14 protein-coding genes are annotated in these 15554 nt (G+C 53.7%); 9 read left to right on the top strand and 5 right to left on the bottom strand.

Going from position 1 to position 15554, the window contains the following annotated elements:
• The first annotated feature begins 58 nt into the window (after positions 1 to 58).
• The 9 genes from fabZ (at position 59) to H511_RS0107125 (ending at position 11047) form a co-directional block, all read left to right on the top strand.
• A complete protein-coding gene (gene fabZ / locus H511_RS0107085) occupies positions 59 to 514 on the top strand; it encodes a 3-hydroxyacyl-ACP dehydratase FabZ (RefSeq protein ID WP_027251674.1) in 456 nt (151 codons plus the stop codon).
• Positions 511 to 1299 (top strand): acyl-ACP--UDP-N-acetylglucosamine O-acyltransferase, encoded by a 789-nt coding sequence (lpxA, locus tag H511_RS0107090; RefSeq protein ID WP_027251675.1) that lies wholly within the window; start codon positions 511 to 513, stop codon positions 1297 to 1299. Before fabZ ends, lpxA begins: the two co-directional genes overlap by 4 nt.
• A 1-nt stretch (position 1300) precedes the next feature.
• Positions 1301 to 2461: a lipid-A-disaccharide synthase gene (gene lpxB / locus H511_RS0107095; protein WP_027251676.1), complete on the top strand. Its 1161-nt coding sequence runs from the start codon at positions 1301 to 1303 to the stop codon at positions 2459 to 2461.
• Positions 2462 to 2474: 13 nt separating this feature from the next.
• On the top strand, positions 2475 to 3092 hold the full coding sequence (gene rnhB / locus H511_RS0107100; protein WP_276324924.1) for a ribonuclease HII: 618 nt from the start codon (positions 2475 to 2477) through the stop codon (positions 3090 to 3092).
• 85 nt (positions 3093 to 3177) lie between these two features.
• Positions 3178 to 6657 carry a DNA polymerase III subunit alpha gene (gene dnaE, locus H511_RS0107105; protein WP_027251678.1) on the top strand — a complete coding sequence of 1160 codons (3480 nt, stop codon included), beginning with the start codon at positions 3178 to 3180 and terminating at the stop codon, positions 6655 to 6657.
• Between the two features lie 56 nt (positions 6658 to 6713).
• Positions 6714 to 7673 (top strand): acetyl-CoA carboxylase carboxyl transferase subunit alpha, encoded by a 960-nt coding sequence (gene accA, locus H511_RS0107110; protein WP_027251679.1) that lies wholly within the window; start codon positions 6714 to 6716, stop codon positions 7671 to 7673.
• Positions 7674 to 7838: 165 nt separating this feature from the next.
• Positions 7839 to 9149, top strand: coding sequence for a tRNA lysidine(34) synthetase TilS (tilS, locus tag H511_RS0107115; RefSeq protein WP_027251680.1), 1311 nt, complete (start codon positions 7839 to 7841; stop codon positions 9147 to 9149).
• 70 nt (positions 9150 to 9219) lie between these two features.
• A complete protein-coding gene (locus H511_RS0107120) occupies positions 9220 to 9531 on the top strand; it encodes a c-type cytochrome (protein ID WP_027251681.1) in 312 nt (103 codons plus the stop codon).
• A gap of 166 nt (positions 9532 to 9697) precedes the next feature.
• Positions 9698 to 11047 (top strand): sodium-dependent transporter, encoded by a 1350-nt coding sequence (locus tag H511_RS0107125; protein WP_027251682.1) that lies wholly within the window; start codon positions 9698 to 9700, stop codon positions 11045 to 11047.
• Positions 11048 to 11123: 76 nt separating this feature from the next.
• On the opposite strand, the gene H511_RS0107130 is transcribed toward H511_RS0107125, so the two are convergent.
• From H511_RS0107130 to H511_RS0107150, 5 genes are all read right to left on the bottom strand, one after another.
• On the bottom strand, positions 11124 to 11312 hold the full coding sequence (locus tag H511_RS0107130; protein WP_027251683.1) for a DUF4250 domain-containing protein: 189 nt from the start codon (positions 11310 to 11312) through the stop codon (positions 11124 to 11126).
• Complete coding sequence (locus H511_RS0107135; RefSeq protein ID WP_027251684.1) at positions 11309 to 11518, bottom strand: YaeP family protein; 210 nt, start codon at positions 11516 to 11518, stop codon at positions 11309 to 11311. The genes H511_RS0107130 and H511_RS0107135 overlap by 4 nt, the downstream gene beginning before the upstream one ends.
• A gap of 75 nt (positions 11519 to 11593) precedes the next feature.
• The gene (locus H511_RS0107140) at positions 11594 to 12448 is read right to left on the bottom strand and encodes a GGDEF domain-containing protein (RefSeq protein ID WP_027251685.1); all 855 of its coding nucleotides are present in this window, start codon (positions 12446 to 12448) and stop codon (positions 11594 to 11596) included.
• 93 nt (positions 12449 to 12541) lie between these two features.
• A complete protein-coding gene (locus H511_RS0107145) occupies positions 12542 to 13666 on the bottom strand; it encodes a patatin-like phospholipase family protein (RefSeq protein WP_027251686.1) in 1125 nt (374 codons plus the stop codon).
• Positions 13667 to 13836: 170 nt separating this feature from the next.
• Positions 13837 to 15552: a proline--tRNA ligase gene (locus tag H511_RS0107150; RefSeq protein WP_027251687.1), complete on the bottom strand. Its 1716-nt coding sequence runs from the start codon at positions 15550 to 15552 to the stop codon at positions 13837 to 13839.
• Positions 15553 to 15554 lie beyond the last annotated feature (2 nt).

Genomic DNA, 15554 nt, shown 5'->3' on the forward strand with positions numbered 1-15554 from the left:
GTAGGCCGCTTACGTTTTTGTCCGGCGCTTTATTAACTTTTTAGACAGGAATGCAGTTTTGACTAGCGAAAACAAAACGCTGAATATCACCGAGATCCAAGCTCTTCTTCCGCACCGTTATCCTTTTCTGATGGTTGATCGTGTTGTTAACTACGAAGAAGGCAAAACACTGACAGCGATTAAAAACGTTTCCGTCAATGAGCCGCAATTTACCGGCCACTTCCCGAAAATGCCTGTTTTTCCTGGTGTACTGATTCTTGAAGCCATGGCACAGGCCACTGGCTTGCTGGCGTTTAAAACCTTTGGTGCCCCGGCAGAAAATGAACTGTATTACTTTGCCAGCATTGATAATGCGAAATTCCGTAAACCCGTTGGCCCTGGTGACCAGCTGGTGATTGAAGTGGAATTCCTGAAAGAGCGCCGCGGTATTGCCATGTTTAATGGCATTGCGAAAGTGGACGGCGATGTTGTGTGTTCTGCTGAGTTGAAATGCGCGAGACGAGAGTTTTCATGATTCACGAAACAGCACAAATTCACCCATCGGCGGTGATTGAAGACGGTGTGATAATCGGAGCCAATGTGACCGTTGGCCCTTTTACCTACATTGGCAAAGATGTCGAAATTGGCGACGGCAATGAGATCATGTCGCACGTTGTGATCAAAGGCCCGACCACGATTGGCAAGGATAATCGCATTTTTCCTTATGCGATTGTCGGTGAAGAGTGCCAGGACAAGAAATACAACGGTGAACCGACGCGCCTGGAAATTGGCGATCGCAATGTGATCCGCGAAAGCGTACAGATCCATCGCGGCACGGTACAGGATAAAGGCGTCACTATTATTGGTGATGACAACCTGCTGTGTGTCAATGCTCACGTTGCTCACGATGTCGTGATTGGTAATCACACCCATATTGGTAACAACTCAATTCTGGGTGGCCATGTGGTGGTTGGCGATTACGCCGGCGTGATGGCGCTGTCAGCCATTCATCCATTCTGTAATGTGGGCGCGTACAGCTATGTCGGTGGCTGTTCTGCCGTGGTGCAGGACGTGCCGCCTTATGTCCTGGCCCAGGGTAACCATGCCACACCGTTCGGACTGAACATTGTAGGTTTGCAGCGTAATGGCTTTGAAAAGCCTGAAATCCATGCGCTGCGTCGTGCCTATAAAGAGATTTACCGCTCGGGTAAAACGCAGACCGAGGTGAAGCCGGTACTGGAAGAGATGGCGAAAGACTGGCCGTCAGTTGGCCTGTTGCTGGATGCTCTGAACAATACCGAACGCGGAATTATTCGCTGATATGAGCAAGCCTCTTCGCATTGGAATCGTCGCCGGGGAGATCTCCGGCGATATTTTAGGGGCCGGCTTTATCGAAGCGGTCAAAGCCCGGTATCCGGATGCCGAGTTTGTCGGCGTTGCAGGACCGCGCATGCAGGCGCTGGGCTGCGAAGCACTGTTTGATATGGAAGAGCTGGCGGTGATGGGGATCGTCGAGGTTGTCGGTCGGCTGCCTCGTCTGTTTCACATCAAAGCCGAGCTGGTGAAGTATTTCTCCGCCAATCCGCCGGATGTGTTCGTGGGCATTGATGCGCCTGACTTTAATCTGCGTCTGGAAAAAGACCTGAAAATACAGGGTATCAAAACCGTTCACTATGTCAGCCCGTCGGTCTGGGCCTGGCGGCAGAAGCGGATCTTCAAAATTGAAGCCGCGACCAATCTGGTGTTGGCCTTCCTGCCCTTTGAAAAAGCCTTTTACGATAAATTTAACGTTCCGTGTGAATTTATCGGCCATACCATGGCGGATGCCATTCCGTTAGAGACAGACCAAGCCGCTGCCCGGCAAAAGCTGGGACTGGACAGCGATAAACGCTGGCTGGCCGTGTTACCCGGCAGCCGTGGCGGCGAAATGGGGTTGCTGGCAGAGCCGTTTATTCAGACCTGCCAGTTGCTGAAAGCAAAGCATCCTGAGCTGGGTTTTGTGGTGGCGCTGGTAAACCAGAAACGCCGGGAACAGTTTGAACAGACGTGGAAGGCGACAGCGCCCGAACTGGATTTTGTCCTGGTTGATGACACCGCACGCGATGTGATGACGGCGTCAGATGCGGTGTTGCTGGCTTCCGGTACCGTAGCGCTGGAATGTATGCTGGTGAAGCGTCCTATGGTGGTGGGCTATAAAGTCAAGCCGCTGACAGCCTGGTTAGCCAAGCGCATGCTCAAGACCAAATATGTGTCATTACCCAATATTCTGGCGGACAGAGAACTGGTGCCTGAATTATTGCAGCAGGAGTGTGTGCCAGACAAACTGGCCGCGGCGGTTGAGCAGTGCCTGACAGCCGACAACCAGCCGCTGATGGCCGAATTTACCCGGTTGCACCAGCTTATCCGTTGTGATGCGGACAAGCAGGCTGCCGAAGCCGTGCTGACTCTCATCGGCAAGTCATCCAGCAGTGACCGGTGTTAACCTGCCGGACAGAGTGAAACACATGATGCAATATGAACCCTTTGTATACCCGAATGCCCGATTGATTGCGGGTGTGGATGAGGTTGGCCGTGGACCGCTGGTCGGTGCCGTGGTGACAGCCGCTGTCATACTCGATCCGGCCAACCCCATTGTCGGGCTGGCTGATTCGAAGAAGCTGAGCGAGAAAAAGCGGCTGGCGCTGTTTGACGAAATTCAGGAAAAAGCACTGAGCTGGTCTTTGGGCCGCTGTGAGCCGGAAGAAATTGATGAGCTGAATATCCTGCAGGCCACTATGGTCGCGATGCAGCGCGCCGTTGCTGGCCTGTCGGTACAGCCCGATTATGTCCTGATCGACGGCAACCGTGTGCCATCGTTACCTGTGCCGTCCCTGGCTGTGGTGAAAGGGGACATGCGGGTGGCGGAAATCAGTGCGGCATCCATCCTGGCCAAAGTGACCCGCGACAGAGAAATGCAAGCTCTGGATGCGCTGTTTCCCGCTTATGGTTTTGCCCAGCACAAAGGCTATCCGACCAAAGCGCACTTTGCGGCGCTGGAAAAATACGGCGCGATTGACCAGCACCGTAAGAGTTTTAAGCCAGTTCGGGAGCGAATTGCGCAAAATTTGAAGTAATGGCTTTCGGGCACTTGCGTTGACGAAAAATCATTTTAGACTCAACCCCTGTTTGTGTCTTAACCGCTGAATTGACGACATCATCATGGCAGAACCACGCTTTATACACCTGCGCATCCACAGTGACTTTTCCATGGTCGACGGCCTGAGTAAGGTCCCGCCTCTGGTCAAGAAAGTGGCAGAGCTGGGCATGCCCGCCATGGCCCTGACAGATTTCACTAACCTGTGCGGCCTGGTGAAATTTTATTTCGCGGCTCATGGCGCGGGGGTGAAGCCCATTATCGGTGCGGATTTCAAAGTGCGCAGCGATGAGAATGGCGATGAGCTGTCTGATCTCACTGTCCTGGCGGCAGACAATGACGGTTATAAAAACCTGACTTTGCTGATATCCCGCGCCTATCAACGCGGGCATGTGCAACATATGCCTGTGATTGACCGCGACTGGCTGGTTGAGCAGAAGCAGGGGTTGATCCTGCTGTCTGGCGGTAAAACCGGTGATGTCGGACAGGCCTTGCTCAAAGGCAATCAGGCGGCGGCAGAGCGCTGCGTGGCCTTTTATCAGCAACACTTTCCCGGCAGTTATTATCTGGAGCTGGTCCGTACCGGCCGGCCGGATGAAGAAGCGTACCTGCACTTTGCCATTGAACTGGCCGCGCAAGCGGACTTGCCTGTGGTGGCAACCAATGATGTGCGCTTTATCAGTCCGGAGCAGTTCGATGCCCATGAAATCCGCGTTTGTATCCATGATGGCTATACCCTGGTCGATCCCCGCCGTCCCAAACATTACAGTGCTCAGCAATATTTGCGCAGTGAACAGGAAATGTGCGAGCTGTTTGCCGACATTCCGGAAGCACTGGAAAACTCAGTAGAAATTGCCAAGCGCTGTAACGTGACGGTCCGGTTAGGTGAATATTTCCTGCCAAACTTTCCGACCGGTGACATGACGACGGAAGACTTCCTGGTCCTGAAATCGAAGGAAGGTTTGGAGCGGCGTCTGGAATTCTTGTTTCCGGATGAAGAAGTGCGCAAAACCCGCCGCCCTGAATATGACGAACGTCTGGATATTGAACTGGAAGTGATCAATCAGATGGGCTTCCCCGGGTATTTCCTGATCGTGATGGAGTTTATCCAGTGGTCGAAGGAAAACGGTGTGCCTGTCGGGCCGGGGCGGGGCTCGGGTGCGGGTTCTCTGGTTGCGTATGCGCTGGATATCACGGATCTCGATCCGCTGGCCTTTGATCTGCTGTTCGAGCGCTTCCTGAACCCGGAACGGGTATCCATGCCTGATTTCGATATCGATTTCTGTATGGATAAACGGGATCTGGTGATAGATCACGTGGCCGAAATGTACGGCCGGGATGCGGTATCCCAGATCATCACCTTCGGTACCATGGCGGCCAAAGCCGTTATCCGGGACGTGGGCCGGGTACTGGGCCATCCTTATGGCTTTGTCGATCGCATTTCCAAGATGATCCCGGCCGAGCCGGGCATGACGCTGGCAAAAGCCTTTGAGGCCGAGCCGCAGCTGGGCGAAGTGTATGAAGCCGATGAAGAAGTCAAAGATCTGATCGACATGTGCCGGGTGCTGGAAGGGGTAACCCGAAATGCCGGTAAACACGCCGGTGGGGTGGTGATATCGCCGACCACAATCACAGATTTTGCTCCGCTCTATTGTGACGCCGAAGGCCATCATCCGGTCACACAGTTTGATAAGAATGATGTTGAAACCGCGGGACTGGTGAAGTTCGACTTTCTGGGTTTGCGTACGCTGACCATTATTGACTGGGCACTGGGCATGATTAACCCGCGCCTGGAAGCACAGGGTAAGTCGCCTATCAATATTGCGGCGATTCCAATGGATGATGCCAAGTCGTTTGCCATGCTGCAGCGCTCTGAATCCACCGCTGTGTTCCAGCTTGAATCGCGCGGCATGAAAGATTTGATCAAGCGGCTGCAGCCAGACTGTTTTGAAGACATGATCGCACTGGTGGCCCTGTTCCGTCCGGGTCCGCTGCAATCAGGCATGGTGGATAACTTCATCGACCGTAAGCATGGCCGTGAAGCGATCTCTTATCCTGATGCTACCTATCAGCACGAATCGCTGAAAGAGATTCTGGAACCGACATACGGCATTATTCTGTACCAGGAACAGGTCATGCAAATTGCCCAGGTCCTGGCTGGTTACAGCCTGGGCGGCGCTGACTTGCTGCGCCGTGCAATGGGTAAGAAAAAACCGGAAGAAATGGCGAAACAGCGAGCCACGTTTGAAAGCGGCGCCGTGAATAACGGGGTCGACGGCGAGCTGGCGATGAAGATCTTCGACCTGGTAGAGAAATTCGCCGGTTACGGCTTCAACAAATCGCACTCGGCCGCCTATGCCCTGGTGTCTTACCAGACACTGTGGCTGAAGGCACATTATCCGGCGGAGTTCATGGCTGCGGTAATGACCGCCGATATGGATAATACCGATAAAGTGGTCGGCCTGGTGGAAGAGTGCCAGCGCATGAACCTGCAAATGCTGCCGCCGGATGTTAATAAGGGGCTTTACCGCTTCACCGTGGATGATGAAGGCGCGATTGTCTATGGCATTGGCGCTATCAAAGGGGTCGGTGAAGGTCCGATCGAAAATATTATTGCGGCACGGGAAAAAGGCGGTCATTTTAAGGACTTATTTGATTTCTGTGCCAGAATAGACACCAAGAAGGTCAATAAACGCGTTCTGGAGCGCTTGATCAAAGCCGGTGCGATGGATCGTCTCGGGCCCAATCGTGCGGCGATGATGGCCACGCTGGATGACGCGCTGAAAGCCGCTGGCCAGCACCATCAGGCCGAGGCGTTCGGTCAGGCGGACATGTTCGGCGTACTGACTGCGGCGCCGGAAGAAGTGGAAAAAGCCTACGCCAATATTCCGGAATGGCCAGAGAAAATCTGGCTGGAAGGCGAGCGGGACACGCTCGGCTTGTACCTGACCGGTCACCCGATCAACAGTTATGTGCGTGAACTCAAGCACTATGTGACCTGGCGCCTGAAAGACGCCCACCCGACAGGGCGTGATAAAGTAGTGACGATTGCCGGACTGGTGATCGCCGCCCGGGTCATGACAACCAAACGCGGCACCCGGATTGGTGTGCTGACACTGGATGACAGGTCGGGACGCATGGAAGTCATGCTGTTTTCCGATGCTTTGGATCGATATCTCGATCTGATTGAAAAAGACCGGATTTTGGTCGTTTCCGGACAGGTCAGCTTTGATGATTTCAATGGTGGCCTTAAAATGTCTGCACGTGAAGTCCTTGATATTTCTGAAGCCAGAGAAAAGCACCTGCGGGGTCTTGCTATCTCGCTGACTGAAGGGCAGATTGATCACACATTTTTTGAGCGTTTCAGCAAAGCGCTGGAGCCGCATCGGGCAGGTACTGTCCCGGTGAATATTTATTATCAGCGTTCGAATGCACGCGCTAAACTTACCCTTGGCACAGAGTGGCGGATAACGCCAAGTGATGATTTAATCACTGATCTCAAAGTGTTACTGGGCGAGCAGCAAGTCGAATTTGAGTTTAATTAATGAGTCCGGCACCTGTCAGACAGGTTGCTAATAATGGACAAAGGATTACAAGTGGTATGAGCCTGAACTTCCTTGATTTTGAACAACCCATTGCCGAGCTAGAAGCCAAAATTGAAGCACTGCGCGATGTATCGCACCGTGATAAATCGGCCTCGGTTGATCTGGACAAAGAAATTGCACAGCTTGAACAAAAAAGCCTGGAACTGACCAAAAAGATTTTTGGCGATCTGGGCGCCTGGCAGGTCGCACAGCTGGCCCGTCACCCGCAGCGTCCGTATACGCTGGATTATATCGAGCATATCTTTACAGAATTCGATCCGCTGGCCGGTGATCGCGCGTTTGCCGATGATAAAGCACTGATCGGTGGTATCGCCCGTCTGGATGGTCGTCCGGTGATGGTGATCGGCCATCAGAAAGGCCGCGAGACCCGTGAAAAAGTATTGCGTAACTTCGGTATGCCTAAACCTGAAGGTTACCGTAAAGCATTACGTCTGATGAAAATGGCTGAGCGTTTTCGCATGCCAATCATCACTTTTATTGATACCGCAGGCGCGTATCCGGGTGTGGGTGCCGAGGAGCGTGGTCAGTCTGAAGCCATCGCTATGAACCTCAAAGTCATGGCCGGTCTGAACGTACCTGTGATCTGTAATGTGGTCGGTGAAGGCGGTTCTGGCGGCGCACTGGCGATCGGTGTCGGTGATTGCGTGAACATGCTGCAATACTCGACCTACTCGGTGATCTCTCCGGAAGGCTGTGCGTCGATTCTGTGGCGTGATTCTGATAAAGCCCCTCAGGCTGCAGAAGCTATGGGGATGACGGCCAACCGTCTGAAAGAGTTGGGTCTGATTGATAATATTATTGAAGAGCCTCTCGGTGGCGCGCACCGTGACGTGCCTGCGATGGCTTCGCGGATCAAGCAGCAGCTGCTTAATACGCTGAACGATCTGGAAGGTCTGGATGATGAAAGCCTGCGGGAGCGTCGTTATCAGCGTTTGCTGAGTTACGGCTACTGCTGATAACCACCGGATACGGATCAACGGGTCGCCACAGGCGACCCGTTTTGCTATCTGCTGCGCGCCGTTGATTGATACACACGGGCCAAAGCGGTACTAACACCAGACACAGCACTGATATAAGATAGCCCTATTGCCACAGACCACAGAGCAGAATTGCTGACACTTATGCTGTTTACTCATTTCTCCGACACTCTCTTGCGGCTTTGCCCGCAGCCATCACAATTTGTCCTTGCGCTCAGCGGCGGACTCGATTCCCGTGTTTTGCTTCATCTTCTGAGCCGGTTTATACAAAAGCACCCGCATTATCAGGCGCTTGCTGTGCATGTGCATCACGGCTTAAGCCCGAATGCGGATCGCTGGTTAGCGCAGTGCGAAGCCTGGGCGAAGAACGATGCGCTAACTCTGCACTGCGAACGGGTCAGTGTGCAGTCGGGGAGCCGTATCAGCCTGGAACAGGCCGCGAGAGAGGCCCGCTATCAAGCACTGGCCAGGCACGTCCAGTCTCAGGAATACCTGCTGACTGCGCAGCACGCCGACGATCAGCTGGAAACTGTCTTGCTGGCGTTAAAGCGTGGCAGTGGCCCTGCCGGTCTGGCGGCAATGCCAGAGGTCAAACCTTTTGCCAATGGCTTACATCTGCGCCCTTTGCTCGATGTCAGCCGTGCTGAGCTGCAAGCCTATGCCAATGAGCATCAGTTGGAGTGGGTGGATGATGAGAGCAATCAGGACAGGCGTTTTGACCGTAATTTTTTGCGGCTGGATATTGTGCCGGCACTGACATCTCGCTGGCCGGGATTGCGGCAGGCCGTTGCACGCAGTGCTGCCTTATGCGGCGAACAGCAGTCATTGCTGGAATCCTTGCTGGCCGACAAACTTCACCAGATGAGTGCGCCGGACGGCAGCATAGATCTGAGCGCAGTGACGGACGAGAGACAGGGCAGGGCGTTGGTGCGTCTCTGGTTGCAGCGCCAGGACCTGCCTGTTCCCTCCAAAGCGCAACTGGAACAAATCTGGCAGGCAGTTTGTCTGGCCCGTGACGATGCCAACCCCTGCGTATCGCTGACCGGGTACGAGGTACGCCGCTATCAGTCCCGTCTGTACGCCGTCCGCCCCCGGCAGGATGTGACAAAATGGCAAAGCGCAATGACTCTGGATACCCCTTGCACCTTACCCGCTTCGCTGGGTGTTATTACTCTCAGCAGCCACTCGGACGGAAAGCTTCGTCGGCCTGAGCCGGGTGAGCGGGTGTGGGTCGCTTTTGATCCCAGCGGTGTGCAGGCAAAGCCACTGGGGCGTGCTGGCCGCCGCAAGCTGAAGAAGCTGTTTCAGGAGTATGGGGTGCCCAGCTGGCAACGCCGCCAGACGCCTTTGCTGTTTTATGGCGACAAACTGGCCGCGGTGGCGGGGCTATTTGTGGTCGAAGGCTTTGAAGGTAATGAATGTGAGTTAGTCTGGAAGTGTGATCACCTACACTGACACCGGGGTCAGGAATGTAGATAGTCAGGCAGTGTTTGAATGTCGATATAAGTAAAATAATGAGGATCTTATGAAAAAAGCAATGACGCTGACACTGGCTGCGGCACTATTTTCACTTCCTGTTATGGCTGCTGGTGATGCCGAGGCCGGCAAGGGAAAGGCCGCGATTTGTGCGGCCTGCCATGGTGCTGACGGTAAGGCGGTGATTCCGGGCTATCCCAACCTGAATGGCCAGAATGAGCAGTATCTGGTGAATGCCCTGAAAGCCTATAAGAATAAAGAACGCAATGGCGGTAACGCCATCTTGATGCAGCCGCAGGCGGCAATGCTGAGTGATACAGATATTGATAATCTGGCGGCTTACTTCTCGCAAATGAAGTAATAGCCAACGTATCCGCCCGGCCGGGCGGATACATTCCCTTCCATTCGCTTCGCGATTAAACAATCCTCTGGTTGCTGTAATATTGACCAGTCGGATTCACTGGCATTGATATAACCCACCAATAAATATATTGTACTAGTTCACTGATACGATAGGGTTGTAAAGCATGGCAGGAACACGCGAACATTTTGGCTCACGGATGGGCTTTATCCTCGCGGCTGCAGGGGCAGCGGTAGGATTGGGTAACATCTGGGGATTTCCCACTCAAGCGGCCAGTAATGGCGGCGGCGCTTTCCTGCTGGTTTATCTTCTGATGATTCTGGTGGTGGCTTTCCCTATGCTGATCGTTGAAATGGCGATTGGTCGTTATGGCCAGGCTAACCCGGTAGACAGTATGCGCAGCCTGAGTGATAACCCGACGGCAAAGCGTGCGGGGGCGCTGGTGGGCTGGATTGGCCTGATGGTGCCTTGTCTGGTGCTGGCGTTCTACAGCATAGTGGCAGGCTGGCTGGTGACCTTTCTGCTGGCGGCTGTGACCGACATTCTGGGAATGGCAGATGCCACCGCCTGGCTGAAAGGCTTTTCTGTCTCCCGGAACCTGTTTGGTGCGGCTATTTTCTATTTGCTGACCATTTTGATCGTACAAAGCGGGGTGAAGCAGGGGATTGAAAAATGGTCGACCCGCTTGATGCCGGCGCTGTTTGTGCTTTTCCTGCTGATGTTTGTCTACATCATGACTCAGGATGGCGCAATGGACGGCCTGAAGCATTACCTGATCCCTGATTTCAGTAAGGTACTGGAACCTAAGCTGCTGCTGGCGGCTATGGGCCAGGGCTTTTTCTCCCTGACGATCGGCGGTTGCTCCATGCTGATTTACGGCTCTTACCTGAGCAAGAAAGAGAGCCTGCCTAAAATGGCACTGAGCGTCACTCTGGTGGATACGGCGGTGGCTTTTATTGCCGGTCTGGTGGTGCTGCCGGCGATGTTTGTTGCCATGCAGAAAGGGGTGGCGATATACGCTGATGACGGCTCGTTGCTGGGGTCGGATACCCTGGTCTTTACCGTACTGCCGCTGCTGTTTGACAGCCTGGGCGTTGCCGGTCAGCTGATAGCACTGGTGTTTTTTGTCTTGATGACTATTGCGGCGCTGACATCGTCAATTTCGATGCTGGAGTGTCCAGTGGCATTGGTCAGTGAGCGTTTTGAAACGGACCGTAAAGCGACAAGCTGGGTTCTGGGCGGAGTTATAGCTGTGTTCAGTGCGGTGATTATCTTTAACTTTGGTCAGCTGTTTGGCCTGGTGGCGACCATAGCCACCCAGTATTTCCAGCCCGTTGCGGCCTTGTTGTTCACTGTGTTTGGTGGCTGGGTATGGTCTCGCCACCGTAAGCTGCAAGAGCTGAGTGCGGGCAGCCCGGAACTGGAGAAGTCGCTGTTCTGGAAAATCTGGCCTGTGTACCTGAAGTTTGTCTGCCCTGTGCTGGTCATCGCGGTCCTGGTGTCTTCCTTCAGCTAGCCCTATTGCTTGAGAAAACCAGGCACGATAAAAAACGGAAAGCCTAGCCTGGCTTTCCGTTTTTTGTGTGGGGGACTCAGCGAAATTGTCTGGCGTCGGGTAAATAGTCAAATCCGGCGGCAGCCAGCCTGGCGATCAGTTTCTCTTTGTCAATCTCGTAATAACGGGCCAGAGCGTCCAGATCGCCAAACTCATCGCGTATCTTCATATTGACGATACTCATCAGCATGACAGGATCCATAGTGTCGAATGTTTTCAGGTTCATTGCGCGTCCTCGTGATCACTGATCAGTAAATTCGCCGCGGCAAAGGCGGCTTGCTCCCGGATGGTCTGCGGCACCTCAGAGCTGGCAGCGACGGTATTTAAAGCACGTACGGCACAGGCAATGGCGGCAGGGATATAGCCCTGATCTCCGCTGCCAATCTGGCTGTAACTCTGACGGACAAGCTCGCAGCAGTCAGCGACTTTCATAGTGTCTCCTGAATATGGTCACGAAAGATGAGTCAGAGCTTACCGCTATCGGCTATTGAGATCGAGCGAAGCGGGCTATTTAGAGCGCTTGTGCTGGTAGAGCTGGCGATCGGCCCGCTCTAATAAACTGACCGGCGTATCGCCACGGCGGTAAGGGGTGGCGCCAATCGAGGTGCCTATGTCGAGGCTGCGCAGGGTATGGTCCTGATCTATCCGCGTCATCACGCGGTGAATGACCTTGCGTGCAGACTGCTCCGAGGCCGGTTGCAGCAACAGGACAAATTCGTCTCCGCCCATGCGGTAACATCGGTCTGAGGTGCGCACTGATTGCTTCAGGATCGACGAAAAACGGCGGATCACATTATCGCCATCCAGATGACCATATTTATCGTTGACCTGCTTGAAGTTATCCAGATCAAACAATAAAAGCACCAGGCCAACCTGGCGGCGCTCACTCATGGCGATGGCATGCAGTATGTCCTGATCCAGACAACTGCGGTTACGCAGGCCGGACAGATGATCCCGCATCGCCATTTCTTTGATCCGTCGATACTCTATCGCACTGAATAATGGGCCGGCCAGCAGTCTGTGGTAGGTATGGAGAAGGTTAATTTCATCCTGATCCAGCGCATAAGGTGTGTCGTACTGGATCTCCCCCAGCGAGTGATCGGCATAGCGCAGGGCGAAGCACTGGCGGTTGTCTGTCCCTTGCCCGTGACGTATCAGGGTGGTGGTGGTTTCATGGCGCCAAAGCATGCGACTGATATCAATCTGTTTCTCAACTTCCAGCGCAAAGACTTCCAGCAGCACAGACAGCTCGGGCTTGCCCTGCATTTTTTGCAGGATAAGCAAGCGCTGATCCGCACCCAGCGGCCTGGCGCGGGTTCGGCTGGTATCGGTTTGCTTTTTGTGCCAGATAATTGGATCCATGACTGATATCATTGATAAGCAAGGTTTTTAATATATGAGATTTTGGAACCAGATCAATAGAAAATGGAATGAAATGAAAATCTCCCATTGTTTTTATTCTAAAAACGAACGTAGCTCACTTTCTCTCTCCTGGGCATCCAAATAACCGAGATTAATCAGTGCGTGTATGTAATTGGGCTCGAAAAGGATATAGCTGGTCAGGGCGGCATCGTCCTTGGGACTGATGCCCAATAAGCGCATCAGAGAGCGGGCGGCCAGCGGCATATGATGATAGAAAGCCTGGGCCAGAGGCTCAAACGACTGGCTCGGGTACAGGTGCAGGGTATCAACCGATTTGATCGCCATTTTATGCCTTTCATCGTCCGGCAGCTTACTCAGTAATGTATTGGTGTATTCCAGATGTTCCAGCTCAGCGGCCATGGTATCGCTGAAAATGGTATCCATCAGATGACCTGTCAGCATGCCCACGCCAGGGGCCTGTGTGGGATCTTGCGGCCGCAGTCTTTGATTGATCAGATCAATGATCAGTATCTTGTCTGCACCCATTTTCATCGAAGGACGCAGTGGCGTCAGCTGGTTAATCGACCCGTCGCCATAGTATGCTTGCCCAATCCGGCTGGCCGGAAAAACAAAAGGGATGGCCGATGAGGCCAGCAGGTGCTCTGTGGTGAGCAGTGAGCGGCGTCCTTTGGATTTCGAATAGGTCCAGGGCGTAATACTCTGCTGGCCCTGAAAAAAGCTGACGGTTTTGCCGCTTTTATAGCTTGAGGCCGTAATGGAAATGCCGTGCAGATTACCTGCCAGGATCTGCTGTTCCAGCCGGCCGTAATTATTGACCTGGTTCAGCAACTGACGCAGTGGCCGATTGTCCAGTAACCCGAACGGCGGCCTGGGGTGATGCCCTGCCCGCAGCCTTGCCAGCAGCTGATGTGATAAATGCTGGGTGATGCCCCAGCTGCTGGAACGGAACACCCGTCTGCTGTGCAGGCGTGCCCAGATCCATTCCAGCTTTTTCACCCCTAATCGAAAACAGGATGCATAACAGGCAATCGCCGTGGCGTTAATGGCACCGGCAGAGGTACCACTGTAGATGGCAAAAGGGCTGTGGTGGTTACGAGGGTACCACTCAGAAATCGCTTTCAGCACGCCAACCTGGTAGGCCGCTCTGGCGCCGCCGCCGGAAAGCAAGAGACTGATTTTTGGCTTTTCCTTGCCCATGCAAAACGTTCCACTCAAGATACTAAACAGATGCGACAGACACTGGTGGCGTCTAGTCTAGTGATAATACTCAGTTTATTTGTAATTTAAACTGAGTATCTGTGGCACAGGCACAAAAAAGCCCCCGGACGGAGGCTTTTCTTTACTATCACAGGTCAATCAGCCAAGGCTTAAGCCAGCTTTTGCTTGATGAAGTCTGCAATGCTGCCGGCGGCCACAGGCTCTTTCGTACCTGTGCGGCGGTCTTTGTATTCCACTTCACCGTTTTGCAGGCTGCGATCGCCGATCACCACAGTATGTGGCACGCCGATCAGTTCCATGTCCGCAAACATGACGCCAGGACGCTCTTTACGATCGTCAAACAGCACCTCGATACCGGCAGCCGTCAGATCCGCATACAGGGCTTCAGCAGCCTGCTGCACTTCTTCTGATTTGTGCATGTTCATCGGCACAATGGCCACCTGGAACGGCGCAATGGCATCTGGCCAGATAATACCGTTCTCATCGTTGTTCTGTTCGATAGCCGCTGCGACCACACGGGTACAGCCAATACCGTAACAACCCATTTCCATCACGGCTTGCTTGCCGTTGGCATCCAGCACAGTGGCGTTCATGGATGAAGAGTAGTTAGTACCCAGCTGGAAGATATGGCCCACTTCGATACCGCGCTTGAGCAAGATAGTCCCTTGACCGCATGGGCTCGGGTCACCCTCAACCACATTGCGCAGATCTTCGACACGACCAAGCTCAACGTCACGGCCCCAGTTGATGCCAAAGTAGTGCTTACCATCAATGTTGGCGCCGGCACCGAAGTCGCTCATCACGGCCACGCTGCGGTCAACAATGAAAGTGGCAGGCAGGTTAACAGGTCCCAGTGAGCCCGGACCGGCATTCACAACGGCACGGATTTCTTCTTCTGTCGCAAACTCCAGCGGTTTGGCAACGCAATCGAGGTTTTCTGCTTTCACTTCATTCAGTTCGTGATCGCCACGCACGATCAGGGCGATTAATTCTGCCTCTGAGTCTTCAGACGCTTTCACGAACAGCGTTTTCACGGTTTTCTCAATCGGCAGGCCAAATTGCTCAACCAGTTCAGCGATGGTTTTGGCGTTCGGGGTATCGACCAGCTTCATCTCTTCTGTTGGCGCGGCGCGCTCGGTGGCAGGTGCCAGCGCTTCGGCTTTCTCGATGTTGGCGGCGTATTCCGACTCGGTAGAGAAGGCAATCAGATCTTCGCCACTTTCGGCCAGAACGTGGAACTCGTGCGAGCCGCTGCCGCCGATAGAACCTGTATCTGCCAGTACGGCACGGAAATCCAGACCCATGCGACTGAAGACGTTGCTGTAAGCGCGGTACATGTCGTTATAGGTCTCTTGCAGGCTGTCTTTATCCAGGTGGAAGGAGTAGGCATCCTTCATGATGAATTCGCGTGAGCGCATCACACCGAAACGGGGACGAACTTCATCACGGAACTTGGTCTGGATCTGATACAGGTTCAGTGGCAACTGCTTGTAGGATTTCACCTCATTCCGCACGATGTCAGTGATCACTTCTTCATGCGTCGGGCCCAGTACAAACGGTCGGTCATGGCGGTCAGCAATTCGCAGCAGCTCAGGACCGAATTTGTCCCAGCGGCCTGTTTCCTGCCACAGTTCAGACGGCTGAACCACAGGCATCAGTGTTTCGACTGCACCGGCATTGTTCATTTCTTCGCGAACAATGGTTTCGACCTTACGCAGGACACGCAGACCTGTAGGCAGCCAGGTGTACAAACCTGAGGCCAGCTTACGGATCATACCTGCACGTAGCATCAGCTGGTGGCTGATGACTTCTGCGTCGTTTGGAGTCTCCTTCAGGGTAGAAAGAAGATATTTACTGGTACGCATTG

The sequence above is a fragment of the Photobacterium halotolerans DSM 18316 genome (assembly GCF_000425165.1).
Taxonomy (GTDB): Bacteria; Pseudomonadota; Gammaproteobacteria; order Enterobacterales; family Vibrionaceae; genus Photobacterium; species Photobacterium halotolerans.

What these genes read in the sequence shown, in the direction of transcription:
- H511_RS0107125 (WP_027251682.1), top strand. Translation starts at nt 9,698, where the DNA reads ATGGCAGGAACACGCGAACATTTTGGCTCACGGATGGGCTTTATCCTC.
- H511_RS0107145 (WP_027251686.1), bottom strand. Translation starts at nt 13,666, where the DNA reads ATGGGCAAGGAAAAGCCAAAAATCAGTCTCTTGCTTTCCGGCGGCGGC.
- H511_RS0107140 (WP_027251685.1), bottom strand. Translation starts at nt 12,448, where the DNA reads ATGGATCCAATTATCTGGCACAAAAAGCAAACCGATACCAGCCGAACC.
- H511_RS0107150 (WP_027251687.1), bottom strand. Translation starts at nt 15,552, where the DNA reads ATGCGTACCAGTAAATATCTTCTTTCTACCCTGAAGGAGACTCCAAAC.
- H511_RS0107130 (WP_027251683.1), bottom strand. Translation starts at nt 11,312, where the DNA reads ATGAACCTGAAAACATTCGACACTATGGATCCTGTCATGCTGATGAGT.
- H511_RS0107135 (WP_027251684.1), bottom strand. Translation starts at nt 11,518, where the DNA reads ATGAAAGTCGCTGACTGCTGCGAGCTTGTCCGTCAGAGTTACAGCCAG.
- H511_RS0107120 (WP_027251681.1), top strand. Translation starts at nt 9,220, where the DNA reads ATGAAAAAAGCAATGACGCTGACACTGGCTGCGGCACTATTTTCACTT.
- lpxA (WP_027251675.1), top strand. Translation starts at nt 511, where the DNA reads ATGATTCACGAAACAGCACAAATTCACCCATCGGCGGTGATTGAAGAC.
- accA (WP_027251679.1), top strand. Translation starts at nt 6,714, where the DNA reads ATGAGCCTGAACTTCCTTGATTTTGAACAACCCATTGCCGAGCTAGAA.
- tilS (WP_027251680.1), top strand. Translation starts at nt 7,839, where the DNA reads ATGCTGTTTACTCATTTCTCCGACACTCTCTTGCGGCTTTGCCCGCAG.
- dnaE (WP_027251678.1), top strand. Translation starts at nt 3,178, where the DNA reads ATGGCAGAACCACGCTTTATACACCTGCGCATCCACAGTGACTTTTCC.
- lpxB (WP_027251676.1), top strand. Translation starts at nt 1,301, where the DNA reads ATGAGCAAGCCTCTTCGCATTGGAATCGTCGCCGGGGAGATCTCCGGC.